Genomic DNA, 25,260 nt, shown 5'->3' with positions numbered 1-25,260 from the left:
ACGGCACGGCACGGCACGGCACGGCACGGCACGGCACGGCACGGCACGGCACGGCACGGCACGGCACGGCACGGCACGGCACGGCACGGCACGGCGCGGCGCGGCGCGGCGCGGCACGGCACGGCACGGCACGGCACGGGCGGTCGACTCGGTCACCCTGAGACGTCGGTGGCCGGGATCATCGCCACCAACGCACCCACGGATCAGTCACAAGAGGCGGCTATTCGTACATCTTGTCGAGCAGGTCGGCGTACTGGGTTTCGACGTGCTTGCGCTTGAGCTTCAGGCTGGGGGTCATCTCGCCGGACTCGACGGTGAGGTCGCGGTCGAGGATGGTGAACTTCTTGATGGTTTCCCAGCGGTTCAGGCCGGTGTTGAGTTCGTCGATGTAGCCCTGGACCATGGCGCGGGCGGCGTCCGAGGTGACGATCTCGGCGTACGACTTGCCGGCCATCCCGTTCGCGGCGGCCCAGCCCTCGATCGCGTCGGGGTCGAGCGTGACCAGCGCGCTGACGAAGTTCCGCCGGTTGCCGTGGACGACGAACTGGCCGGCGTACGGGCAGATCGTCTTGAAGCGGCCCTCGATCGCCTGCGGCGCGACGTACTTGCCGCCGGAGGTCTTGAACAGGTCCTTCTTCCGGTCGGTGATGACCAGGAACTCGTCCTCGAAGTGGCCGATGTCGCCGGTGTGGAACCAGCCGTCGGCGTCGATCACCTCGGCGGTCTGCTCGGTCTGGTTGTGGTACCCGCTCATCACACCGTCGCCCTTGATCAGGATCTCGCCGTCCTCGGCGATCTTGAACTGCGTCCCGGGGAACGGTTCGCCGACGCTGCCGAGCTTGTAGTTCGTCGGCCGGTTCAGCGTCGAACCGGCCGAGGTCTCCGACAGGCCGTACCCCTCGAGGATCAGCAGCCCGGCCGCGTGGAACCACTCGGCGAGCTTCTTGTCCAAGGCAGCCGAACCGGACACGAAGAACCGGATCCGGCCGCCGAAGCGGGCCCGGATCTTCGACAGCACGAGCCGGTCGGCCGCGGCGTACTGCGCCGCCAGCAGCCCGGTCGGCTCCTTGCCCTGCTGCCGCAACTCGGACACCTTCGCACCGACGCCGAACGCCCAGTCGAACAGCTTCGCCTTCACGCCGCCCTCGGACTGCATCATCGTCACGATCCGCGCGTGCGCCTTCTCGAAGATCCGCGGCGCCGCGGCCATGAAGGTCGGCTGGACGACGGCCGCGTTGTCGACGATCTTGTCGATCCGCCCGTCGACCGCGGTCGCGAACCCGATCTGGCACTGAACGGCGAGCAGCACCTGGCCGAAGACGTGCGACAGCGGAAGCCACAGGAACTGCAGGTCGTCCGGCGAGAGCACCCGCATCCCCTCGACCGCGGCACCTTCGTACGTCCACGCCGAATGCGGCAGCCGGACGCCCTTCGGCCGGCCCGTCGTCCCTGAGGTGTAGATCAGCGTGCACAGCGTGTCCGGCGTGATGCCCGCGATCCGGTCGTCGACCGCCGACGGGTGCTCGGCCAGGTATTCGTCGCCGAGCAGGTCGAGCTGCCCGAGCGTGATCACCCAGTCGCCGTCGGACTCCAGCGGCGTACCGTCCAGCAGCACGACCTTGCGCAGCGACGGGATCTCGGAGCGGTGCGCGCGGAGCTTGTCCACCTGCGTGGCGTCCTCGGCGAACACCACCTGAACGTCGGCGTCCGCGACGATGTAGGCCACGTCGGACGAGATCGTCGACGGGTAGATCGTGGTGGTCGCAGCCGCGGCCAGGACGGCCGCCAGGTAGCACTCGATCCACTCGATCCGCGTATTCGACGCGATCGCGACCCGCTGTTCGGGCTGCACGCCGAGCGCGATCAGGCCGGCGGCGCGCCGGCGGGTCAAGGCCTCGGTCTCGCGCCAGGTCACCGACGTCCACTGCTCTCCGCGCGGGAACCGGAACGCCTCCCGTTCGGGCGTTGCCGCCACCCGCTGCAGGAACATCTCGGCCATCGTGGTCTTGCGGTTGCTGAGGAGCGCGAGCTGTCCGGCATCGGCAACAGGCTTCATAACTGGCCTCCGTAGGGGGTCAAGTAACCGGAGAGTAATCGCAAGCGACCGCTCCTGACCATGCCACTCGCGCGCTCACTTGCGGCTTCTCCATTACGTTTCCGCAACACGCACCTACAGTGCGTGACGCAGCGATTACCGGTGATCCTTGGCCAGGCAGGCGCGGACGGTTTCCGCGTCCGGATGATCGAGTGCGTCCAGGATCTCCAGGGCCGCCGCGTAGCTGGCACGGGCGTCGTCGCCGCGGCCGGCACGGTCCTGGATCCGCGCCATCGCCAGCAGGCAGTTCGCGGTGTCCAGCCGTCGGCCGAGCCCGCGGAGCAGGTCGACCGCGACCGTGTACAGCGCGATCGCCTCGTCGAACCGGCCGAGGCCGGCGAGCGCGTACCCGCTGGTGTCGCTGGCGACGGCGCGACCGAATTCCGAGTCCACCTCGGCGTACAGCTTCAAGGCCTGCCGCGCGTAGTCGAGCCCGGTCTGGTACTCACCGAGCTCGGAGTGGTACCAACCGAGGTTGTTCAGCGCGTTCGCCCGCGCGTCGACGTTCCCGGTGCGCTCGTAGATCCGCAACGCGCGCTCGGTGTGCTCGATCGCCCGCCGATGCTCCCCGATCCGGGTGAACACCCGCCCCAGCCCGAGCGATCCGTGCGCGATCGCGGCCTCGTCGTCGAGTTCCTCGGCGATGCCGAGCGCGAGCTCGTGCTGCCGGATCGCCGCATCCCACTCGCGCATCGCCATGTGCCCGCGCGCCAGGTCGCGCCGGGTATGCGTCTGTTTCGGCAGGTCCCCCAGGCGCACCGCCGCCTCGAGCGCCAGCTCCTGCGCCTGCTGGTACCCGGATCGCCCGCGGAAGTCGAGGTAGTCCGCGATCGTCCACACCGAGAGCCAGAGCCACTCGTCGGCACGCCCGGCCGCGGCCCGCAGTACGGCGAGATTGTTCGGCTGCTCCGCGTCGAACCAGGCGAACGCCTCCGCGCGCGTCGCCGCCTCGACCACCTCCACGTCCGCGGGCAGCTCGGGCAGCTGCACCCGGACCCGGCTCGGCGCGAGCTGGACCGCAGCGGCGAACCCGGTGTGGACGAGGTAGCCGAGCAGCCGCTCGAACGCCGCTTCTGCCTCGTCGCGGGCGCACAGCTCGCGTCCGTACGCTCGCAGCAGGTCGTGCAGCACCCAACGGTCCGGCTCGATCTCGGTCAGCTGATGGTTCGCGACCAGTTCCGCGATCATCCGCCGCGCGTCCCGGATCGGTACGCCGGCCAGCGCGGCCGCCGCACCGGCGGTGATCTCCGTCCCGGGATGCTGCGTGACGAGCCGGAACATCCGCGCCAGCTCCGGCCGCAACTGCTGGTACGACCAGGAGAAGATCGTCCGTACGCCGACACCGTCCGCGGTCGACAACGCGTCGAGCGGCTCGTCGCCGAGCGCCCCGGCGAACGACGCCAGCGAGCGCCGCGGCCGCAACGCGATCTGCGCGGCGAGCAGCGACAACGCCAGCGGCAGACCGGCGCACCGTTCGACCAGCGCGTCCACACTGGCGGCGTCGGACGCGAAGCGCTCGGAGCCGATCCTTGCCGCGAGCAACTGCTTCGCCTGGATCGGGTCGAAGACGTCCAGCCGGATCGGCTCCGCCTGGTCGGTGGCCACCAGACCGGCCAGTTCGTTGCGGCTGGTGACGACGGTGTGGCAATGCGGACCGGTGGCCGCGAGCGGGCGGACCTGATCGGTGCAGCGGGCGTTGTCGAGGACGACCAGGACCGCGCGCTCGGCCAACAGACTGCGATACAGCGCGATCTGCTCGTCGGCATTGGACGGAAGACGATCGGGCTGCGTACCGAGCGCGACGAGGAAGCGCGACAGGACCGTGTGCGGATCGGCCGGCTCCGCGACAGGCGAGAACCCGAGCAGGTCGGCGTACAGAACGCCGTCCGGGAAGCGGTCCGCGACCTCACGGGCCCAATGGATCGCAAGCGACGTCTTCCCGACACCGGCCGGGCCGATGACCAACGAGAGGCGGCCGGTCGGGAGCAGTTCGTCCAGTCGCCGCAGATCGTCGGTGCGGCCAGTGAACGACGGGACAGTGGACGGCAGCTGTCGCGGTACGACGTTGTTCGCACGGCCTTCGTCCGGTTCGGTGGCGGTCGCGGCGAGAAGCTCTGCGTGGAGTGCGCGGAGCTCGGGACCCGGGTCGGCGCCGAGGAGATCACGCAGCCGTTCGGCGACCGCGCCGTACGTGGCCAGGGCGAGCGCCTCCTGCCCGGACGCCTGCTGCGCGCGGATCAGCTGCGCCCAGAAGCGTTCGCGGGTCGGGTGACGCTCGGCAAGTTCGGTCAGTTCCGGGACGAGTACGGCGGATTCGCCCGCAGCCAGACGCGCGTCGAAGTACAACTCACGAGCCTGGAGCTGCTCCTCGTCGAGGCGCGGGATCAGTTCCCGCGCCACCGCACCGGTGTCGAGACCGGCGAGTGGTTCGCCCCGCCACAGGGCGAGCGCGGCCTCGAGGTGCTCGACCCGTTCGCTCGACTCGATGGTCTCGGTGGCGGTCCGGACCAGCCGGCGGAAGACCTCGAGGTCGACCTGGTCCGGATCGGCGCGAAGCGAGTAGCCGCCCGCCGTCGTACGAACCACGGACCGATCCTTGTCGCCCAGGGTCGTGCGCAGCCGGGAGACGTAGATCTGCAGCGCGGAGCGCGGGTTGCTCGGCAGCTCGTCCGCGCTCCACAGCACACCGACGAGATCGTCGACGGGTGTCGTCCGGTTGACGCGGAGGGCGAGCGCGGCCAGCAGGACAGCCACCCGGCGGGACGGCAACGGGACGCGATCGCCGCCGGAGGTCCTGACTTCCACTGCCCCCAGAACCCGGAACTCCAGCCCCGCCACCTCCCTCGCCAGAGCCTTCAACTCTAGCGACGCGCGGGGTCGTCAGCGGCCGCCGATGCGGGGTCGTCAGCGCCGGGCGAGCAGCTCGGCGATCTGGACCGCGTTCAGTGCGGCGCCCTTTCGGAGATTGTCGTTGGAGACGAACAGCACCAAACCGCGGTTCCCCGGCACCGACTGATCCTGACGGATCCGGCCGACGTACGACGGGTCCTGGCCGGCCGCGAGCAGCGGGGTCGGCAGGTCCGTGACCGCGACACCCGGCGCGGACCCGAGGATCTCGGTCGCGCGCTCCGGCGTGATCGGCTCGGCGAACTCGGCGTGGATGCTCAGCGAGTGACCGGTGAACACCGGCACCCGGACACAGGTTCCGGCCACCGGCAGGTCCGGCAGGTGCAGGATCTTGCGGCTCTCGTTGCGGAGCTTCTGCTCCTCATCGGTCTCACCGGTGCCGTCGGCAACGATCGACCCGGCGAGCGGCAGTACGTTGAAGGCGATCGGACCGGCGTACACCTTCGGCTCCGGGAGCGTGATGCCGTCGGTGCCACGAGCCAGCGCGCCGCCGGTCTCGACCAGGGCGGCCGCCTGGTCGGCGAGCTCGCTCACCCCGGCGCCGCCGGAGCCGGAGACGGCCTGGTAGGTGGAGACCACCAGCCGGGTCAGTCCGGCTTCGCGATGCAGCGGCGAGAGCACCGGCATCGCGGCCATGGTGGTGCAGTTCGGGTTCGCGACGATGCCCTTGGGGATCGTGTCCAGGTCGCCGGGGTTCACCTCGGAGACGACCAGTGGCACGTCCGGGTCCATCCGCCAAGCGGACGAGTTGTCCACCAAGACGGCCCCGGCCGCGGCCACCTTCGGCGCGAGCTCCTTGGAGGCGGTCTTCCCGTTCGAGAACAGCGCCAGCTCGAGACCCGCGAAGTCCGCCGTCGCCGAGTCCTCGACGACGACCTCCCGGTCACCGAACGGCAGCGTCTTTCCCGCCGACCGCGCCGACGCGAAGAACCGCACCTCGTCCACCGGGAACGCACGCTCGACCAGCAGGTCCCGCATCACGCCGCCGACCTGGCCTGTCGCACCGAATACACCTACTCGCATGCGCCCGAGGGTAATTGCTCGGGCCTACCGTCGCCCGGCAGTTTCACCCAGCGGACGCCCACCACTCAGTAACCAGCCGCTCGCGGCCGGCCGCACGCTCAGCGCAGCGGCGGCACGGCCGGTCGCGGGAGGTTGATGAGTGGTGCAGGTCCGCCGGGTCAGGCGTCGGCGACCAGCGTGCCGCCGTTGGCCACGTCAGTGGTCTCGATTTCCTGGAAGACGATCCGGACCGCCTCGCGCTTGGCGCCGAGGATCGCGATCGCGGACTCGGTGACCGCGGCGACGAACTCGCGGCGCTGGTCGAGGGTGCGGCCGGACAGGAGTTCGACAGTGATGTTGGGCATGGTGGGATTCTCCTCAGTGGTTCCATGAGCTGGGACCGTGTCTCAGATGCCGGTCCCGGGCTCGGTGGTCAGGACACGGCCGAGGCGCGCCGGGCAGCGACCTCGTCGGTCTCGTCGGGGTCGCTGTTCAGCGAGTCGACCAGCTCGTCCACCTCCGGCCGCCGCTCCGGCGCGATCAGGCCGAGGCCGATGTAGACAACCATGGACGTTGCCAACGGCAACGCGACGACCAAGGTGGTGTCCGTCGACCCGACGCCGTACTTCACGATCGCCCACGTGATGAGCCCGATCGCCCACGACGCCAGCGCCGCGCGGGAGCCGCTGCGCCGGAACCACGGCAGCAGACCGAGCATCAGCGGAATCGCGATCGGCCCCATCGTGGCGGCAACCAGGTCGACGACGATCTTCAGCACCACGCCCTCACCGTTGGTGGCGATCGCGATCAGCATGCTCACGGTGACGAACGTGAACGTGACGATCCGGGCCATTTTCAGCGCCGCGGCGTCGGTCAGCCGGCGGACCTTGGGTACCAGCACCGGCGCCAGATCGCGCGTGATGACAGACGAGATCGCGTTCGCGTCGGACGCCACCATCGCCATCGTGTGCGAGAAGAACCCCGCCAGCACCAAGCCGATCAGTCCGGTCGGCAACAGCAGTTGCGCCAGTTCGACGTACGACTGCTCGGGCTTACCGGGCTGGACCAGCAACGGCGCCGCGCACATCGGGATGAACAGAATCAGCGGCCACACCAACCACAGCACCGACGACAGCAACGCGGACCGTTTGGCCGCGGACCCGGACGGCGCGGCCATGTACCGCTGCGCCAGGTTCCACATGCCGCCGTTGTATTCGAAGGTCTTGATGAACAGGAACGCGATCAGGAAGACTGGCGTGTACGGCCCGTTCAGCGCGTCGCCATGCCCGGTCGGCAGCTCGTCCCACATCTTCCACAGCGTCGGTACGCCGTCCAGGTGCGCGAGGACGCCGATGAACATCGCCACACCGGCCCCGAACTGGATCACGAACTGCCCGAAATCGGTGAGGACGTCGGCCCACAACCCGCCGAGCGTCGCGTACAGCATCGTCACCACACCGGTCAGCAGGATCCCCCAACGGATCGGCATGCCGGTGAATCCGTTCAGCAGTACGGCGATCGCGACCCACTTCGAGGCGATGTCGACGACCTTCAGCGCGGCACCGGAGTACGCGAGGGCCTGCTGCGTCGGCAGGTTGTACCGCTGCGCGAGGTACTCCAGCGGCGACACCACGCCGTGTTTCGCGCGCAACCTGTTCCACCGCGCAGCGAACACGAACGCGCCGATGCCGACCCCGACGCCGATCGTCATCGCCCACCAGACGTAGACGGTGATGCCGTACGTGTAGGCGACGGCGGCGAACGCGACGAACATGACCGCGCTGTAGCCGGACATGTGATGCGAGATGCCGGACAACCACCAGGGAATCCGGCCTCCGGTCGTGAAGTAGTCCACGACGGTCTTGATCTTGGTGCGCGACCAGACGCCGATCAGCACCATCAGCACGAAATAGCCGACCAGGACGGACCAGTCCACAGCGGTCATCGGAATCCTCCCAGGGGCGGGCGGGTGAACGCCTCGAAGGTTCCACTCACCAGAACCAGGTGTCAAGAGACGGAACCCGGAACATTCGCCTGCTCAGTTCCACGACTCGCCGGCGATTGACACCCTGTTCTGGTCAATGGAACCTAGTTCCGTGACATTGCAGATCAGGCACGCCACCCATCCCGAGCAGCTGCCCGGTTTCGACACCGCCGCGCTGCGCCGCCACTACCTGGTCGAGGACCTCTTCGTCCCCGGCGCGGTCACTGCGGTGCTCACCCACCACGACCGGATCGTGCTCGCCGGCGCCCGGCCCAGCGCCGGACCGTTGCTGCTCGGTAGCTACCCGGAGCTGCGCAGCGAGTACTTCCTCGAGCGTCGCGAGGCGGGCATCGTCAACGTCGGCGGATCCGGCACGGTCACCGCCGATGGCACGAAGTACGAACTGCCGACCGGTGCCTGTCTGTACGTCGGACGCGGCGTCCGTGACGTGGTCTTCGACGGACCCGAGGCGGCGTTCTACGTCTTCTCGGCGCCCGCGCACACCGCGTTCCCGACCGCGCAGGTCAACCCCGGTGAGGGCAACCGCCTCGAACTCGGCGACCAGCAGACCGCGAACCGCCGCACGATCGACCAGTACATCCACGCGAACGGCGTCCGCAGCTGCCAGATCGTCCTCGGCGTGACGACACTGCACGCGGGCAGCACCTGGAACACCATGCCCGCGCACACCCACGACAGGCGTACCGAGTGCTACCTGTACTTCGGCCTCCCGGAGACCGAGCGCGTCGTGCATCTGCTCGGCGAGCCCGACGAGACGCGGCATCTGCTGGTCGCGGACCGGCAGGCGGTCATCTCCCCCAGCTGGTCGATCCACTCCGGCTGCGGCACGTCGTCGTACACCTTCGTCTGGGCGATGGCCGGCGAGAATCAGGCGTTCGACGACATGGACGGCGTCGACGTACGGGACCTGCGGTGACCTCTTTCAGCCTCGCGGGACGCACCGCGCTCGTCACCGGCGCGCGGCGCGGCATCGGCGCGGCGATCGCGGCCGGGTACGCCGCTGCCGGTGCGGAGCTGATCCTGATGGCGCGGGACGCGGCGCTCGAGGACACACTCGAGGAGATCAAGCAGTACGGCGGCTCGGCGTCGGTGGTGACCGCCGACTTCGCGGATCCGTCCGCGGTCGAGCGCGCCGGTGTGGAGCTGGCCTCGCGAAAGATCGACATCCTGGTCAACAACGCCGGGACGATCCGGCGGGCGCCCGCGGCGGAGACCTCGATCGACGACTGGCAGCACGTGATCGACGTGAACCTCAACTCGACCTGGGCACTGACCCGTCCGATCGGGGCGGCGATGGCTCGGCGGGGCGCCGGGAAGATCGTCACGATCGCGTCGCTGCTGAGTTTCCAGGGCGGCATCACGGTTCCGGCGTACACCGCCAGCAAGCACGCAGTCGCCGGGCTGACGCGGGCGCTGGCCAACGAGTGGGGGCCTGCCGGTGTGCAGGTGAACGCGATCGCGCCCGGGTACATCAGTACCGACAACACCGCGGAGCTGCGGGCGAACCCAGCGCGCGAAGCCGCGATCCGGGAGCGGATCCCCGCGGGTCGCTGGGGCCGGCCGGAGGACATCGTGGGCGCCGCGGTGTTCCTCGCCTCCGCGGCGTCGGACTACGTCAACGGGCATGTTCTCGCCGTCGACGGCGGCTGGCTGGCGCGGTAGGGCCACGTTGTGGAGGGGAATGGCAGGATGTCCGGCATGAGCTCGCCCTCGGCCATCGACAAGACGCTGATGGTGCTGGACGCCGTCCTGGAGCACTCGCGGTTCACCGACGTGGTGAACGCGACCGGGCTGGCCAAGTCGACCGTGCACCGGATCATGGCGTCGCTCGTCGAGCACGAGTTCGTCGCCCAGGCCGACGACGGCTCGTACCACCCCGGATCGAAGGCGCTGCGCCTGGCCGGGCACGCGCTGACGAACGTCGACCTCGCCACGGTCGCCCGTCCGGTCCTCGCGGATCTCGTCGCGCAGACACGGTGCACGGTGCACGTCGGGCTGCTCAACGGCGACGAGGCGATCTACGTCGCACGGCTCGACGGCCCGAAGCCGTACCGGATGCCGTCCCGCGTCGGCAAAGCGATCTGGTTGCACTGCACGGGGATCGGGAAGGCGCTGCTCGCGGAGAAGAGCGACGAGGAACTGGACCTCCACATCACCCGGACCGGTCTGCCCGCCCGTACGCCGCTGACGCACACGACGGCCGCCGCACTCAAGGCCGATCTCGCACAGATCAGGGACCGCGGCTACGCGCTCGACGACGAGGAGAACGAGCCCGGCATCCGCTGCGTCGCCGCCGTCATCCACGACCACACCGGCGCCGCGATCGCCGCGGTCAGCATCTCCACCTTGTCGCTGGAGCAGTCGATCGCCCAGGTCGCGCTGATGGCCCCGGCCGCGATCGAGGCGGCCCGGAAGATCTCCGCCGCGCTCGGCTACCGCGAACCCACCAACTGACGGCTCTCGCGGCGCGTCGCGGCCCACCGGACGACGGGAACGAACAGGACGCCGACCAGCGCGAACCACGCGCCGAGGATGATCCAGCCGGGTACGCCGAGACCGAGCGGGAGCAGCGCGAGAACCGTTGGCGCGACCATCGTGCTGATCGACATGCTGGTGTTCCACACGCCCTGGTACTGCCCCTGTGCATGATCTGGCGCCAGGTCGAACCCGAGCAGGAACGAGCCGGACGACTGCAGCAGTTCGCCGATCACCTGGACCAGCGCACCGACCGCGAGCAGACCGACCGCGAGCACGGCGTTGCCCCAGGTCGCTCCGGCGAACAACACCATCGATGCCATCAGCAACAGCCCGGCGGTCCGCGTGGCGCGGGCGGCGGTGGTCGGATCCGCGATACCGCGCGACGAGCGCACCTGGAACAGCGCCACCACCACGGTGTTGATGATCAGCAGTAACGCAACCGTCCAGCGCGGCGCGTCGGTGTGGTCGACCACCCAGAGCGGGATGGCGACGTCGAGGACGGCGTAGTGGATGCTCATCCCCGCGTTCAACGCCGCGACCGCGAGATAGCCGCGATCCCGCAGCGCGACCCACACCGGCCCGCCACCCTCGTGCGGCTGCGGCGCCACCCGGGGAATCGCGAGGACGACGAACGCCGCGACGCTGCTCAGTACCGCGTCGAGCACGAACATCAGGCGGTACGCCGTACCCGTGTCGAAATGCAGCGCGAACGCGCCGATGCCGGCACCGGCCATGATGCCGATGTTCGTAATCGCCCGCAGGTACGCCCGCGCCGCGACTCGCCCGGCGCCGGTGGTCACCGCGGCGATGAGCGCCGCGCGGACCGCCCCGGCACCGCGGTCGATCATCGTCAGCACGATGCTGACGACGAGGAACTGCCAGAAGGTGTGTACAAAGAGGTAGGTCAGCGAGAGTGCACACACCGCCAGGCTCAGCACGACGAACAGCCCGCGCGGGCCGCGCCGATCCGCCAGATGCCCGAGCGGCACGGCAGACACCAGGCCGAACAACCCGGCCACGGTCAGGCCGAGCCCGACCTGCGCAATCGACAGTCCGACGATGCGGGTGAAGTACAGAACACTCACCGTCATCAACAGGCCGTTGCCGATCCGACTGAGCACAGTAGCCAACGCCAGCGGCCGCAACGGACCCGGGTCAGGCAAGAGCGTCCTCACCGGCACATCATCGAGATCCTGCGACCTGGTCGCAACTGAGATTCACCCGACAGCCGACAGCCGCCTGCCGCCTGCCGGTCGCTGGCTGCGCGGCGGTGGTGCGGCGGCGGTGGTGCGGCGGCGCTGCCAGCGGCGCGGTCCGGCGGCGGTGGCGGCGGTGGCGGCGGTGGTGTGGCGGCGGTGGCGGCGGTGCGGCGCCGTGGTACGGCGGCGGTGCGGTCGTGCCGGGGGTCAGCTGCGGGTGAGGACGCGGTGGGCGGTGTCGCGGAGTTCGTCCATCAGGTCGACGCCGGAGTCGAGCATGCGGCGGAGTTTCGCCGGGTCCTGGGCGCCGAACATCTCCGAGATCGTCACGTCGTGGTCCGGGCGGCTGACGATCTCGATCCGGTCGCCGGCGCCGATCGTCCCCTCGCGCAGGACCTTCAGGTACGCACCGGGCCGCCCGGCCTGGTGGAATCGCTTGACCCAGTGCGGCTCCTGCATCCGGTGCTGGAACGTGATGCACGGGATCCGCGGCGCGCGCACCATCACCTCGACCTCGGCGCCGATCCGCCATACCTCCCCGAGCAGCGCGCCGTTGACGTCGAGCCCCTCGGTCCGGAGATTCTCACCGAACAGGCCGGGCGGGATCTCACGGTCGAGCTCGCCGGCCCACCAGTCCGCGTCCTCCTGCGCGTACGCGTACACGGCGAGATCCGGACCACCGTGGTTCTTCGTGTCGCAGACCCGGTCACCCCGCAGACCGAGCGCACCGACGTACACGCGTCCGGACTGCGGCCGTTTGTCGATCGCGGTGAAGCCAGTCTCTTTGGGTCCGGGAATCAGCTCTTCCACCACGTTGACCGTCAGCACGCGCATACGCACATCATCTCCCGGCGCGACAACCTGGCACTACTGGTTAATCGCGGCGCTGGCTGTTCGCGGCGGTGGTTTCGCGGTGCAGCGGGAGTACGGCGATGATCATCAGAGTGGCCGCGGTCGTCGCCACGCCGATCCAGGCCGCCACGCCGTACCCGGACTCGCTCGGAAACACGCTCGTGGTGTGTACGGCGAGGATCAGGCCGCCGAGGGCACTCCCGGTGGAGAACCCGACGCTCCGCACCACCGCGTTGACGCTCATCGCACTGGCCGTCTCGGCGGCCGGCGTCGCCGCGAGGATGACCGCCGGCATCGCCGCGGAGAACGCGCCGACGCCGAACCCGAGGATGCCGATGGCAACGATCGGCTCGACGAGGTTCGTCCTGGACGCCGCGAACAGCACGAACGCCGCCAGAACCACCGCCGTACTTGCTGCCAGCAACGATCGAACTCCGAGCCGCGGCAATCCTGGAATCAAGCGTCCGGCAACAAACCCGAGAACCGAGAACGGCACCAGGACGAGGCCGGCTTCGAAGGTGTTCAGCCCGAAGCCGTACCCGGCCGCGGCGGGCGTCTGCACATACCGGGTGATCAGGCTGAACAGCAGGTACATCCCGGCACCGCCGATCAGCATCACGAGGTTCGCGGCGGCGATCGCGGGATGCCGCAGCAACCTGATGTCGACAAGCGGATTCGCGGTACGGATTTCGAGCAACGCCCACACGACAAGGAGGACGAGCGCGGCTGCGAGCACCGCGGCAGCGAGACCGATGTGGCGGTGCCAGAGGCTGGTATCGCCGATGACGAGCAGTACGGTCGGCAGAGCGACCGCGAGCAGGATCGCACCGCGGCCGTCGAGCCGCGCGGACGGTCGCTCCGGAGCTTGCGGCAACGCGAGTACGGCGGCCACGAACGCGACCGTGGTGACGAGGAGCCCGAGCCCGCACGCCGCCCGGACGCCGGCGAGATCGGTCAGCAACCCGGACAACGGATAGCCGATCCCGATCCCCGCCGTCGATGCCACCGACAGCAACGCGATCGCCCGCGCAGCCCGCCGTTCGTCGAGGTGGTCACGCGCTACCGCCATCATCAGTACGACCAGCCCCATCCCGGAGCCCTGCAACACCCGTCCGGTCAGCAGGAACCCGAACGACAACGGCAACACCGTCAGCAAACCGCCGGCAACCTCGACCGCAAGCATCGTCAGCACGACCGTGCGGCGTCGCGGCCCGGCTCCGAGCCGCCCCAGCACCGGCGTCGCCACCGCCCCCGCGAGCAAGGCAACCGTCAACGTCCACTGCGCCGCCGCGAGCGAGACGCCGTACTCCGCAGCCACCGCCGTGATCAACGGAGCCCCGAGGCTCCCGATCACAGCAACAATCAAGCCGACGAGAACCAACACACCAGGCAATCGCAGCCGCACAGCACTGGTCACGCTCACAACTCAGCCCCGCCGGCGATCTGCTGGAAGCGGCCCGCCTGTACGCCGGTCCGTGCCCAAGGCAACCACCGATCGTCGAGCCCCCTGATCACGGAGCCGATGGAGGACGGCCGCGCGGGGCGTGAGCGCATGTCGGTGGGGGTGCTCACTGGTTGGTTTCGGTGGTGATGTGGTTGAAGAGTCCGGGTTGGATGCGGGTTCGGACCTGGTGTGCCCACGGTTCGTCGACCTCGGGGAGGTCGAGGGCGGCGCTCGTGTTGAGCAGCATGCCGAACGCGAGGAACGCCTTCACCGTCACCGCATCGAGCTGCGCAGTGTCGGCAACCGACTGCCACAGTCGCCCGAAGCTCGCCCGTACGGCGTCGCGTACCTCGTCATCACCCGCAGCCGCAGCCGCGGTGCCTTGCAACTGCAGCAGCAACGTCGTACGGTCGGCGAGCATGTCGTGGTACTCCTGCCCCATCGCCGCCAGCGCCTCGATCCCACTCGCCCCGCCGGCCGCCGCGAGCATCGCGAGCCGCATCCGCTCGAACGCGGCGTCCACGCATTCGAGAAACAGCTGCCGCTTCGTCCCGAACATCCGGAACACGTACGCCTGCGTGATCCCCGCCCGCCGCGCGATCGTCTCCGTCGAAGCTCCCGCGAGCCCCGCGGCCGCGAACTCCTCCTCGGCGATCCCCAGCACCTGCTCACGCCGCGCCCGCCCACTCATCCGCACACCACTCATGGCGCCTAAGTTAGTAGGCACTAACTACTAACTCCAGCACCTGTCTACCACCTCACACCTGCGCGGCCGTGGTGATCCGCCGGGCTGGCCAACACGACGGGTCAACCCCTCGTGTCGGGGTTCTGCGCTGGTACACCAGCAGACCCCCCAACACGAGCGGATAGGCCCGCGTAGAGGCCCGCGGCCGACACCAGATTGCGCCGCACCATCCCCCGCCGCACGGCATGCGCGCGCCCCGATCCCGCCGTACTGGACCAGTGCTGACGTCCAGTCCCGCCGTACCCCGATCCGCCACACCACGCCCCACCCCAACACCGCCGGACCGCGCCCCACCCGACCGAACGCGCCGCACCCGATCCCGCCGTACCGCGGTCCGCCACGCGCAGGCCCGCCGTACCGGTTCTGCCCCGCCATCCTCGTCACAGCCCCACCTGACGACCAAGCTCACGAGGGTTGCCCATCCAAATGAAGGGTTGCCCAGCGAAATTTTGAACAGGCAACCCTCCACTTCAGCGGGCAACGCTCACGCACTCGGCCGCTCAACCCGCACACCAACCGAACGGCCGTCCCGAATCGCGGGGTCGCCCACCAACTGGAGGGATGCCGACACAACTGGAGGGTTGCCTGCTCGAGTGGAGGGTCGCCTGCTCGACTCAAGCCCGCGCTGATCCTCACCCGTTTGCAGCAGGCCGACCGTCTGGGATCAGGCCTGGATTGCTTTGACGATGGCGATGTTGCGGGTCAGCCAGTCCCGGGGCAAGGTCCGGTCTCCGGTCGATTCTTGGAGGGTCCACAGGACGTTGAGCATTTGCCGTACGACGACCCACGCGCGGGCGCGGTCTTCGTCGAGGCCGGCGGCGTCGACCACGGTCCAGAAGCGTTGGCGGAGAGCGAAGCGCAGGTCGTAGGCGGCGGCGACCTCGTCCCAGCGGTTCCAGATCAGCGGGGCGACTTCGTAGTGCGGATCGCCGGACAACGGTTTCGGGTCGATCACCAGCCACGGTTCGCGGTCGGCGGCGAGCATGTTCTCGTAGTGCAGGTCGGTGTGGATGAGCCGGCCGTCGGTCGCGGGGTCGGCGATGAAGTCCTCGGCCAGCGAGATCGCCTGCTCGACGTACCGGTGCGGCACCGGCGCCGACGCCGGCAGCTGCCGAAACCCCTCGACCCAGCGGCGCAGCTCACCGGACAACGTCCGGTACTGCGGGCCGGCCACAACATGCAACCGCTTGTAGGTACGTCCCACGATCTCGCACGCGTCCAGCGCGTCGATCGTGGTCAGGTCCCGTGGCTCCAACCGCTCGAGCAGCAGCGCGAACCGCCGCGGGTCGGCGCGCAACAGCTGGACGGCGCCGTTGCCGGCCCAGTCGCGCAGCGCGAGGTGCTCGGTCTCCGCCTCCCAGTGCGGGAACTGCACCTTCAGTACGGCGCGCTCACCGGCGCGGGTGAGTACCGGGACGACGAGCGCGCAATTGCCGTACGCCGACGGTCCGTCGACCCGCAGCTCCCAGGACTCCAGCAGCTCCCGGACCAACCGCGGCAGGCCATCCAGCCAGCCGGCCCAGTCCGGACCGCGCGACCCGACGGCCAGCAGACCCTCGGGAATCTCGACCGGCTGGCCTCCAGGAACGGCCGGCACCCTACTTCTTGCCGGCCTTCTCGGCGGTGTCGGAGGTGCGGAGGGCGGCGATGAAGGCCTCCTGCGGCACCTCGACCCGGCCGACCATCTTCATCCGCTTCTTGCCTTCCTTCTGCTTCTCGAGCAGCTTGCGCTTCCGGGTGATGTCACCGCCGTAGCACTTGGCCAGCACGTCCTTGCGGATCGCGCGGATCGTCTCGCGGGCGATCACCCGGGACCCGATCGCGGCCTGGATCGGCACCTCGAACTGCTGCCGCGGGATCAGCTCCTTCAGCTTCCCGGCCAGCGCGACACCGTACCCGTACGCACTGTCGCGGTGCACGATCGCGGAGAACGCGTCCACGGTCTCGCCGTGCAGCAGGATGTCGACCTTGACCAGCTGCGCGGCCTGCTCACCGGTCGGCTCGTAGTCGAGCGAGGCATAGCCCTTGGTCTTCGACTTGAGCTGGTCGAAGAAGTCGAAGACGATCTCGGCCAGCGGCAGTGTGTACCGCAGCTCGACGCGGTCCTCGGACAGGTAGTCCATGCCCTGCAGCTGACCGCGCTTGGTCTGGCACAGCTCCATGATCGCGCCGATGTAGTCGCTCGGGCTCAGGATCGTCGCCTTCACGACCGGCTCGAAGACCTCGTCGACCTTGCCCTCGGGGAACTCGCTCGGGTTGGTGACGACGTGCTCGGTGCCGTCCTCCATCACCACCCGGTACACGACGTTCGGCGCGGTCGAGATCAGGTCCAGGTTGAACTCGCGCTCGAGCCGCTCACGGACGATCTCCATGTGCAGCAGCCCGAGGAAGCCGCAGCGGAAACCGAAGCCGAGCGCGCCGGAAGTCTCCGGCTCGTACTGCAGGGCGGCATCGTTCAGTTGGAGCTTGTCGAGCGCGTCGCGCAGCGTCGGGTAGTCGTCGCCGTCGATCGGGTACAGACCGGCGTACACCATCGGCTGCGGGTGCTTGTAGCCGCCGAGCGGCTCGGTCGCGCCGTGCACGTTCGACGTGACGGTGTCACCGACGCGGGACTGGCGGACGTCCTTCACGCCGGTGATCAGGTAACCGACCTCACCCACACCGATACTCTGCGTCTTGCTCGGCTCCGGTGAGATCACCCCGACCTCGAGCATCTCGTGCACCGCACCGGTCGACATCATCTTGATCCGGTCGCGGTGCGTCAGCTCGCCGTCGACGACCCGGACGTAGGTGACCACGCCCCGGTACGTGTCGTACACGGAGTCGAAGATCAGCGCGCGCGGCGGCGCGTCCTTGACGCCCTTCGGCGGCTCGACCTGGGCGACGATCTCGCTGAGCAGCTCCTCGACGCCCTCGCCGGTCTTCGCCGACACCTTCAGCACGTCGGACGGGTCGCAGCCGATGATGTGCGCGAGCTCCTCGGAGTACTTCTCCGGCTGCGCGCTCGGCAGGTCGATCTTGTTCAGCACCGGGATGATGTGCAGGTCGGCGTTCAGCGCGAGGTACAGGTTCGCCAGGGTCTGCGCCTCGATGCCCTGCGCGGCGTCCACCAGCAGGACGGCGCCCTCACACGCCTCCAGCGACCGCGAGACCTCGTACGTGAAGTCCACGTGGCCCGGCGTGTCGATCATGTTCAGGATGTACGTCGTACCGTCCGGAGCGAGCAGTCCGCCCGGGGAGTCCGGGCTGGGCGTGAACGGCAGCCGGACCGCCTGCGACTTGATCGTGATGCCGCGCTCGCGCTCGATGTCCATCCGGTCGAGGTACTGCGCCCGCATCGAGCGGTCGTCGACCACCCCGGTGATCTGCAGCATCCGGTCGGCCAGCGTCGACTTGCCGTGGTCGATGTGAGCGATGATGCAGAAGTTCCGGATCAGCGACGGGTCGGTGCGACCCGGCTGCGGCACATTCGTGGGGCCTACGGGCACGGAAGGGATCCAGTTCTCGTCGCGGACAGTACTGCGGGTGGGATATCCGCTCAATCATCCCATGCGGGTCCAGCGGATTCGAAAATCAGTGGATCCGGGCTCTACCGTTGTGAGGTATGGCGCACGCTGCTGGGGTTCGTTTGCCGTACGAGAAGCTGCCTGCCGCGGTGCGGGCGTGGGTGGAGCGCACGCTGGGCTCGGCCGTGATCTCGGCCGCGACCCAGCAGGGCGGCTTCTCCCCCGGTACCGCCGCGCGCCTGGTGACGGCCTCCGGCCGCCGGGCGTTCGTCAAGGCTGTCGGGACGACGTTGAACCCGAAAACGCCCGAGCTGTTCCGCCTGGAGATCACCGCGGTGCAGGCGATCGGCCGGCTCCCGATGGCGCCGGAGCTCTACGCCGTGTACGACGACGGCGACTGGGTCGGGATGCTCTTCGAGGACATCGACGGACGGCTGCCCGCGCACCCGTGGGAACAGGCGGACGCCGACCGGGTGCTGGGCGCGCTGGAGGACCTGACCGACGCACTGGACCCATCGCCGTGGCCGGACGCCCCGGTGGCCGCCGTACGTAGCCATGAGTTCCTCAGCCGGTGGGAGAGGGTCCTGGAGGACGACCTGGCCGTTCCGGACTGGCTGGAAGGACACGTCGAGGAGTTCGCCGAGCTGGCGCGCACGGGGATCGCTGCGCTTGCCCAAGGCAAGGCACTGGCCCACTGGGACCTGCGAGCCGACAACATCATCCTGACCGACGAGCGCGTGGTCTTCATCGACTGGGCGCATCCGGCGCTGGCACCACGCTGGACGGACACGGTGATCCTGCACGCAGACATGCGCGAGTCGGTCACCCTGCCGTCGCTCCCGGAGGAGGAGGGCATCACCGGCTTCATCGCTGCCATCGCCGGCGGCCTCTGGTGGGGTTCGGCCCAGCCGGAGCCGCCCGGCATCCCCACCATGCGAGCCTGGCAGCGCGAACAGGCACTGCTGCATCTCAACTGGACCCGGGAACGGATGCAGCGTTTCTGAGTCACACGCGTCTCTGGGGTGTGACCGAACAAATGGTGAGCATCAGGGGCCCGATCAGGGCGCCGGCGACGGACGACGGGCATGCAGCGGTGGCAGAGCTGTACAGCCTGCACTGGGCCGGGCTGGTGCGCCTGGCCGTGCTGATGACGGACGACCGACAAGCGGCGGAGGACATCGTCCAGGAGGCCTTCACCGAGCTGTACCGGCGGTGGCCGCTCCGGGAGGCGGATGCGGCACTGGGGTATCTGCGGGCCGCGATACTGAACCGCAGTCGCTCGGTGCTGCGCCGGCGGCGGGTGGCGCGGCTGTACACGCCACCGCATCACGCACCGAACCCGTCGGCGGAGACCACGGCGGTGCTCGGCGAGGAGCGCTCCCAGGTGCAGCGCGCACTGCAAGGTCTGCCCACGCGAACCCGGCAGGTCCTCGTCCTCCGCTACTACCTCGACCTCCCGTTCGCGGAGATCGCCGCCCTGATGGGCATCACCGAATCCACCGCCCGGTCCGCGTCCACCCGCGGCCTGGCCACCCTGACCGAGCGCCTCAAGGACCTGCGATGACCGACACCGAAACGCGCCTCCACGACTACTTCCAGACCCAGGCCGACACCGTCCCGGACACTGCCGAAGGCCCCGGCCTCGCCGTACCGGGCGGCACCGAACCCACCCGCTCCCGGCGCTGGCCGGTTCTCCTCGCGGCCGCCGCCGTCGCCGGGGCCCTGGCCCTCACCGCCACCGTCCTGTCCGGCGTGACCGACCGAGAGCCGTCGGTCGCCGGCATCCCGAGCGCGAGTTCGGTCCCGGTCCCGGCCGGGAAACCCCTGATCCCGTACGCCGTCACCGTGCAGAACAACCCGGACAACCCGCTCGACACCTGGTGGGCGACCATCCACGACGGCGATCGGACCGTGAAGAACCCTGGCGTGCAGGGCGACGTACTCGCTCGGGTCGACGGTGGGTGGCTGGTCACCACCGGCTACCCCGATCCCGCCAAGTCCCAGGCCGCGGTGGTGTCGCCGAGCGGCCAGGTCAGACCGCTCGGGCCGCTCGGGGCCGGTTATCCCGTGGTTTCCCCCGACGGCCGTCAGATCGCGGTACCGCTGAGCAAATCCGGCGCACCGAGCGGCGAGGTGGTCGTCGTCGATGTGAAGAGCGGCGACGAGGTGGCCCGTGTCACCGTCACGACGCCGAACCTCGAGCTGATCGGGTGGAACAAGGACGGCGTCTGGATGAACCCGCATTCGCCGGACGCGCGACCGGTGACCGTCTGGCAGCCCGGGCCGAGCAACGAGGTCCGGACGGTCGGGAACCTCGAGGGCGAAATCGTGGTGGCACGCGGCACCGGCACCGTCGTGCAACTGACGAACAAGGGCGGCCGGAAGTACTGCGCGAACGCCGCGACCCTCGGGGCGAAGGGGCTGGAGATCAAGCGTGAGTACTGCTTCGACGCCCGGACCACCGAGGGCAACGTGGTCGCGCCGTACGTGGCGCTGTCCCCCGACGGGATGACGATGGTTCTCAGCACCCAGGTCGCCGTCGACGTCGCCACCGGACAGGTCTCCTCGTTGACGCTGCCGGCCAAGGCCAGACTGGCCGGTGGCGGGGTCTTCGAGAATCCGGCGAACGTCGTCGTGATCGACGACGCACAGGCCGAGCAGAAGATGTTCCGATGTGCCGTGGCCTCCGGCGAGTGCAAGCAGGTCGTGACCAGTGCGCCGGACGAGATCATCAAGGCAGTTCAGCCCTGACCGTTCAGGCGTCATAAAGACGACAGCGGCTCAGCACAGCTCTTGACTGTGCTGAGCCGCTGCCGTGGATGCGTCAGCTGTCTACGCGGACCAGGGTGGAGCCGGAGCCGTCGGCGCCGTCGGAGTAGCGGAGTTGACCGAGGTAGCGGGCGCCTGGGGTCAGGCCGGTCCAGCTGGCGGTCACGCTGGTCTGGCCGGCCACCGTGACCTGCTGGCTGGCCGGAGTGACCGTCAGGTTGCCCGCAGCCTGCCCCAGCTGCCAGTGGTTGAGCTTCACCTGCTGCTCGTCCGCTCCGGCGTACAGGTCGACGTACACGTCCACCTGACCGCCTGCGGGCCTCGACAGGTTCACCTCTTCCTCGGCGGAGCCGCCGGTGCTGCTACCGAGCAGCGTCGCCGTACCGGCCCGGTAGACGAACACGTCCAGGTCCGTACCTGCGGGGTAGTCGGCGTCGAACGTCGAGAACCGCGCGTGCGTCGTACCGGCCGGGACGCCCACGGTGAACTTCGCGACGTGGTCGTTGACCCCAGGGTTGGTCGTCGGGAAGGACACCCCGCCCGGGTTCTTCAGCGTCGCCTCGCCGACCTTCGCCGCGTCCAGACCCACCGCGGTCGTGGTGAGCGTCCCGGCATACCCGGCCGTGACCGGTACCTGCACCGAGCCGGACGCGCCGGTGGCGTTGACCTGGACCGAGGCCTTCACCGTCAGCGGCTTGATCGCGACGGTGCTGGCGACGGTGTGCTTCGCCGACTTCCAGATCAGCCGGCCGAACGAGTACTGCTCCAGCGGCGCACCGTTGTTCTCGATCGTGACCTTGTACGTCGTGCTGCGGCCCGGCAGCGTGATCAGGATCTTCGGCGACACCGTGACCTTCAGACCCTTGAGGCCCTCGACCTTCGGCAGGTAGACCTCGGCGTGCTTGCCGACGTTCGTCACCGTGCGGGTGACGGTCTGCTTGCCGGCCAGGTCGCCGATCGCGATGGTCGGGTAGTTGAGGTCGCTCAGGTCGATCTTGCCGTTCGCACACAGCTCGTGCGTGCTCGGCACCTGACCGGAACCGCAGATGAACTTCGTCCAATCGGTGTACGTCGAGTCGTAGACGAGGCCCGGGTCCATGCCGAGCTTCGGCCGCACCTGACCGGCGCCGTACCCGAACGGGTTCGCCGGCGAACCGGAGTCGTTCTGGATCGGCTTGCCGCTGGTGTCCTTGTCGGTGGCGGTCGTCATCAGCGCGGACTTGATCGCCATCGGCGACCAGGTCGGGTGCTTGGACTTCAGGACGGCGGCGATACCCGCGATGTGCGGTGTCGACATCGACGTACCGCTCATGAACGCGTACTCGCCACCGGCCGCGCTGAACGCGCTGGTCGCGGCCAGGACGCTGGTACCCGGCGCCATGATGTCCGGCTTGAGCAGGTCACCGTTGCCGGCCGGGGACGGTCCGCGGCTCGACGATGCGGCGACCTTCGGGGCGGTCACGCGCACCGGCGTACCGGCGCCGATCGTGGCGGTCGGGTTCGCGGTGCCGCTGACGTACGCCTTGACGGCCGACGTGGCCTTGTCGTCGAGGTGAACGGTCGGCACCGAGTGCAGGTCGGCGTCCAGCGTGGACGGGGTGATGTTCAGCAGGACCATGCCGACACCGCCGGCGTTCTTCACCTGCAGGCTCTTGTCGACGCGGGCGTTCACGCCGCGGTCGCAGACCACGATCTTGCCGGTCACCTTCGCCGGGTCGAGCGTGTTCGGCTGGCACAGGGTCAGGTTCGCCGGGTCGGCGCCCGGGAGGCCGGCGTCCTTGGCCAGCACGATCGGCGCCTGCGGCGTACCGGATCCGATGCCCGCGCCGGTGTACTTCGAGCCGTCGCCGAGCGTCAGCGTGGTCTGAACGTCCCGGTCGTGGGTGCCGTTGGCAACCGACGTGACCCACGGGAACGTCTTGCCCACGGTCGCGTCACCCGGACCCGTGTTGCCGGCGCTGGTCGCGACGAACACGCCCGCCTTCGCGGCCCGCAGGAACGCGAGCCCGGTCGCGTTCACGTACGTCGACCCGCTGCCGGAGATCGAGTAGTTGATGACATCGACACCGTCGGACACCGCCGCGTCGATCGCGGCCACGATGTCGGCGTCCGTACCGCTGCCGCCGCCGGTCTCGTCGACTGCCCACAGCGCCTTGTAGATCGCCAGGCGGGCGTGCGGCGCCATACCGGAGCCCTTGCCGTAGTCACGGCCCAGGACGCTCATCTCGACGCCGTAGTTGCCGGCCGCCGTGCTCGCGGTGTGGGTGCCGTGGCCGCCGTAGTCACGCGGCGACTTGAACTCCGCCGGGATCGGGCGGTTGCCGATGCCCTTGTCGAAGTACCGCGCACCGATCACCTTGTTGTTGCAGGTGACGGGCGCCTCCTCGCCGGCCTGGCAGATGCCCTTCCACTTCTTCGCGACGATCGCGTCCGAGGCCCTCGTGGTCTTGATCGGCGCGAAGCTCCCCCGCTCCGGGACGTACCCGGAGTCGATCATGCCGATGATCACGCCGTCGCCGGCCTTGTCGATCCCGCCCGCCTGCTGCCAGGCGCCGCCCTTGCCGGACAGCCCGAGAAAGCGCGGGGTGTCGACGGTGTCGGTGTGCTGCAGCTCGCTCGGCTCGACACTCTTCACACCGGAGGTCTTGGCCAGCTTGACCGCGTCCTCGTACGACATCTCGGCCGAGAAACCGGAGTACGTGTAGTTGTAGTCGTACAGCTTCTTGACGCCCGGGACCTGCTTCAGGACCTGGTCGCGCTCACCGGCGAGGTGCCGGACGTAGTCGACGACCGGCGCCGCGGTCTTCAGCAGCTTGCCGCCGGGCGCGACCTTCGTCGCGGCCAGACCGGCGATGTCGCCGCCGTACTCCGCGACCGGGGAGTCGTCGAGCTGGACGATGTACGAACCGGTCCCGGAGCGCTTCACCTCCGGGTCGGCCACCGACGCGGTCGGCTGGCTGGCGCTCGCCGTACTCACCAGCACCGGCACGCCGGCACCGGCGGCGATCAGTGCGGTGGCGACAAGAATCGCCGGTCGTTTGCGGGTCACGAAGTTCCTCCAGGCTGGACGGGAGCGATGGTGGAGCATTGGCTCGCGGACGTCCCGGCCCCCGGCACCCCCACACAGGTCCCCAGAGCACGGGGCCCTGAGTATGCCGCCCGTCGAACACACCTGTCACGCAGGTCAGGACAGGTGCAAGGGAAAACCGGCTCCTGCGACCGCTCCGTGGGCGGGTCCGGGTGCCCGAGTCGGCGCCCGCGCTGGCTGACGCGCGGACGTTCCCGCACGGTGGGTTCCCGCACGGTGGGTTCCCGCACGGTGGGTTCCCGCACGATGGGGTCCCGCACGATGGGTCCCCGCACGATGGGTCCCCGCACGATGGGTCCCCGCACGATGGGTCCCCGCACGATGGGTCCCCGCACGATGGGTCCCCGCACGGTGGCTCCCCGCACGGTGGCTCCCCGCACGGTGGGTTCACTCATCGTGTTGTGGGTTCCTGACCCGTGTGAGGGGTGCGGAACCCACAACACCGTGGGTAAACCCACCGCACGACGAAAACCGGAGCCCCTACGACCACACCGCACCACCGCCACCACAGCGCCACGGCACCACGGCACCACGGCGCGGCACGGCGCCATGGCACGGCGCGCCACGACGGCACGGCACGGCGCGCCACGACGGCACGGCCCCGCACGCCATCACGGCGCCACGACACCGCGCCACACCATCACCCCACGTCACGGCCCGGCACGGCACCACGCCACCACGGCACGGGACCACGCCGCACCGTCGCCGCGTGCCGAACACCGTCGAGGAGACCGCCGCCGACCAGATCACCGCTGGCTGGATCACCGCTGACGAGATCACCGCCGACTGATCCGCAGCACGGCATACGAGCGGATAACCCCGCGTATTGGGGTTCTTCGTCGGTATGAGAGCAGAGATCCCCAACTGGCGGGGTTATCCGCTCGTATGAGGCTGGCTGTGGTTGGCTGCGCCGGTCGGCGTGCGGGCTGAACTCGGGGGCTTGAACAGGTTGTGGTGGGTGTGGAGTGGTTATTGCTTGTTCAAGGCCCCGGGATGGGGTGCACAGTCCCGGGATGGGATGCACAGTCCCGGGCGGGTGTGCGAGGTCCGGGTTGGGTGTGCATGGTCCCGGGATGGTGTGCATGGTCCCGGGATGGTGTGCATGGTCCCGGGATGGTGTGCATGGTCCCGGGATGGTGTGCATGGTCCCGGGATGGTGTGCATGGTCCC

General features: G+C 69.3%; 18 protein-coding genes. 6 read left to right on the top strand and 12 right to left on the bottom strand.

Annotated elements, in window-relative coordinates; all coding sequences use genetic code 11:
• Positions 1-220: 220 nt before the first annotated feature.
• The 5 genes from AB0B82_RS16750 to AB0B82_RS16730 all read right to left on the bottom strand — a co-directional run bounded on the left by AB0B82_RS16750 (position 221) and on the right by AB0B82_RS16730 (position 7,949).
• Complete coding sequence (locus AB0B82_RS16750; RefSeq protein WP_360168340.1) at positions 221-2,056, bottom strand: long-chain fatty acid--CoA ligase; 1,836 nt, start codon at positions 2,054-2,056, stop codon at positions 221-223.
• A 135-nt stretch (positions 2,057-2,191) separates the two neighbouring features.
• Positions 2,192-4,900, bottom strand: a complete 2,709-nt coding sequence (locus tag AB0B82_RS16745; RefSeq protein ID WP_360168337.1) for a BTAD domain-containing putative transcriptional regulator — start codon at positions 4,898-4,900, stop codon at positions 2,192-2,194.
• 99 nt (positions 4,901-4,999) lie between these two features.
• Positions 5,000-6,025: an aspartate-semialdehyde dehydrogenase gene (locus tag AB0B82_RS16740; RefSeq protein ID WP_360168334.1), complete on the bottom strand. Its 1,026-nt coding sequence runs from the start codon at positions 6,023-6,025 to the stop codon at positions 5,000-5,002.
• 158 nt (positions 6,026-6,183) lie between these two features.
• Positions 6,184-6,369: a tautomerase family protein gene (locus AB0B82_RS16735; protein WP_184834590.1), complete on the bottom strand. Its 186-nt coding sequence runs from the start codon at positions 6,367-6,369 to the stop codon at positions 6,184-6,186.
• Positions 6,370-6,437: 68 nt separating this feature from the next.
• Positions 6,438-7,949, bottom strand: coding sequence for a sodium:solute symporter family protein (locus AB0B82_RS16730; RefSeq protein WP_360168330.1), 1,512 nt, complete (start codon positions 7,947-7,949; stop codon positions 6,438-6,440).
• A gap of 151 nt (positions 7,950-8,100) precedes the next feature.
• On the opposite strand from AB0B82_RS16730, the gene kduI reads away from it, so the two are divergent.
• From kduI to AB0B82_RS16715, 3 genes are read left to right on the top strand one after another with little or no spacing between them, the layout of a single operon-like run.
• Positions 8,101-8,925, top strand: coding sequence for a 5-dehydro-4-deoxy-D-glucuronate isomerase (kduI, locus tag AB0B82_RS16725; RefSeq protein ID WP_360168328.1), 825 nt, complete (start codon positions 8,101-8,103; stop codon positions 8,923-8,925).
• Positions 8,922-9,671 (top strand): SDR family oxidoreductase, encoded by a 750-nt coding sequence (locus tag AB0B82_RS16720; protein ID WP_360168326.1) that lies wholly within the window; start codon positions 8,922-8,924, stop codon positions 9,669-9,671. Before kduI ends, AB0B82_RS16720 begins: the two co-directional genes overlap by 4 nt.
• A 36-nt stretch (positions 9,672-9,707) precedes the next feature.
• Positions 9,708-10,463 (top strand): IclR family transcriptional regulator, encoded by a 756-nt coding sequence (locus tag AB0B82_RS16715; RefSeq protein WP_360168324.1) that lies wholly within the window; start codon positions 9,708-9,710, stop codon positions 10,461-10,463.
• Here the strand turns inward: AB0B82_RS16715 and AB0B82_RS16710 are convergent.
• From AB0B82_RS16710 to lepA, 6 genes are all read right to left on the bottom strand, one after another.
• Positions 10,442-11,662, bottom strand: a complete 1,221-nt coding sequence (locus AB0B82_RS16710; protein ID WP_360168322.1) for an MFS transporter — start codon at positions 11,660-11,662, stop codon at positions 10,442-10,444. The genes AB0B82_RS16715 and AB0B82_RS16710 overlap by 22 nt on opposite strands.
• Positions 11,663-11,893: 231 nt before the next feature.
• Positions 11,894-12,520 (bottom strand): MOSC domain-containing protein, encoded by a 627-nt coding sequence (locus AB0B82_RS16705; protein ID WP_360168319.1) that lies wholly within the window; start codon positions 12,518-12,520, stop codon positions 11,894-11,896.
• 40 nt (positions 12,521-12,560) lie between these two features.
• On the bottom strand, positions 12,561-13,922 hold the full coding sequence (locus AB0B82_RS16700) for an MFS transporter (RefSeq protein ID WP_360168346.1): 1,362 nt from the start codon (positions 13,920-13,922) through the stop codon (positions 12,561-12,563).
• Between the two features lie 184 nt (positions 13,923-14,106).
• The gene (locus tag AB0B82_RS16695; protein WP_360168316.1) at positions 14,107-14,688 is read right to left on the bottom strand and encodes a TetR/AcrR family transcriptional regulator; all 582 of its coding nucleotides are present in this window, start codon (positions 14,686-14,688) and stop codon (positions 14,107-14,109) included.
• Positions 14,689-15,391: 703 nt separating this feature from the next.
• Positions 15,392-16,324 carry an aminoglycoside phosphotransferase family protein gene (locus tag AB0B82_RS16690; RefSeq protein ID WP_360168313.1) on the bottom strand — a complete coding sequence of 311 codons (933 nt, stop codon included), beginning with the start codon at positions 16,322-16,324 and terminating at the stop codon, positions 15,392-15,394.
• Between the two features lies 1 nt (position 16,325).
• Positions 16,326-18,215: a translation elongation factor 4 gene (lepA, locus tag AB0B82_RS16685; protein ID WP_360168310.1), complete on the bottom strand. Its 1,890-nt coding sequence runs from the start codon at positions 18,213-18,215 to the stop codon at positions 16,326-16,328.
• 116 nt (positions 18,216-18,331) lie between these two features.
• On the opposite strand from lepA, the gene AB0B82_RS16680 reads away from it, so the two are divergent.
• Genes AB0B82_RS16680 through AB0B82_RS16670 form a run of 3 tightly spaced genes read left to right on the top strand, consistent with a single transcriptional unit; the run spans position 18,332 to position 20,984 of the window.
• The gene (locus AB0B82_RS16680; protein ID WP_360168307.1) at positions 18,332-19,237 is read left to right on the top strand and encodes a hypothetical protein; all 906 of its coding nucleotides are present in this window, start codon (positions 18,332-18,334) and stop codon (positions 19,235-19,237) included.
• 32 nt (positions 19,238-19,269) lie between these two features.
• Positions 19,270-19,797 carry a sigma-70 family RNA polymerase sigma factor gene (locus AB0B82_RS16675; RefSeq protein ID WP_360168304.1) on the top strand — a complete coding sequence of 176 codons (528 nt, stop codon included), beginning with the start codon at positions 19,270-19,272 and terminating at the stop codon, positions 19,795-19,797.
• A complete protein-coding gene (locus AB0B82_RS16670) occupies positions 19,794-20,984 on the top strand; it encodes a hypothetical protein (RefSeq protein WP_360168301.1) in 1,191 nt (396 codons plus the stop codon). Before AB0B82_RS16675 ends, AB0B82_RS16670 begins: the two co-directional genes overlap by 4 nt.
• A 73-nt stretch (positions 20,985-21,057) precedes the next feature.
• On the opposite strand, the gene AB0B82_RS16665 is transcribed toward AB0B82_RS16670, so the two are convergent.
• Entirely contained in the window at positions 21,058-24,051 is a 2,994-nt protein-coding gene (locus AB0B82_RS16665) for a S8 family serine peptidase (RefSeq protein WP_360168298.1), read from the bottom strand.
• Between the last annotated feature and the right edge of the window lie 1,209 nt (positions 24,052-25,260).

This window comes from Kribbella sp. NPDC048915, from assembly GCF_040649595.1.
GTDB lineage: Bacteria > Actinomycetota > Actinomycetes > Propionibacteriales > Kribbellaceae > Kribbella.
Note: the sequence above shows the minus strand (reverse complement) of the source record. Positions and strands in the feature narration are given on the sequence as shown.

What these genes read in the sequence shown, in the direction of transcription:
- AB0B82_RS16750 (WP_360168340.1), bottom strand. Translation starts at nt 2,056, where the DNA reads ATGAAGCCTGTTGCCGATGCCGGACAGCTCGCGCTCCTCAGCAACCGC.
- AB0B82_RS16740 (WP_360168334.1), bottom strand. Translation starts at nt 6,025, where the DNA reads ATGCGAGTAGGTGTATTCGGTGCGACAGGCCAGGTCGGCGGCGTGATG.
- AB0B82_RS16730 (WP_360168330.1), bottom strand. Translation starts at nt 7,949, where the DNA reads ATGACCGCTGTGGACTGGTCCGTCCTGGTCGGCTATTTCGTGCTGATG.
- AB0B82_RS16715 (WP_360168324.1), top strand. Translation starts at nt 9,708, where the DNA reads ATGAGCTCGCCCTCGGCCATCGACAAGACGCTGATGGTGCTGGACGCC.
- AB0B82_RS16735 (WP_184834590.1), bottom strand. Translation starts at nt 6,369, where the DNA reads ATGCCCAACATCACTGTCGAACTCCTGTCCGGCCGCACCCTCGACCAG.
- AB0B82_RS16670 (WP_360168301.1), top strand. Translation starts at nt 19,794, where the DNA reads ATGACCGACACCGAAACGCGCCTCCACGACTACTTCCAGACCCAGGCC.
- AB0B82_RS16695 (WP_360168316.1), bottom strand. Translation starts at nt 14,688, where the DNA reads ATGAGTGGTGTGCGGATGAGTGGGCGGGCGCGGCGTGAGCAGGTGCTG.
- AB0B82_RS16680 (WP_360168307.1), top strand. Translation starts at nt 18,332, where the DNA reads ATGGCGCACGCTGCTGGGGTTCGTTTGCCGTACGAGAAGCTGCCTGCC.
- AB0B82_RS16675 (WP_360168304.1), top strand. Translation starts at nt 19,270, where the DNA reads ATGGTGAGCATCAGGGGCCCGATCAGGGCGCCGGCGACGGACGACGGG.
- AB0B82_RS16705 (WP_360168319.1), bottom strand. Translation starts at nt 12,520, where the DNA reads ATGCGCGTGCTGACGGTCAACGTGGTGGAAGAGCTGATTCCCGGACCC.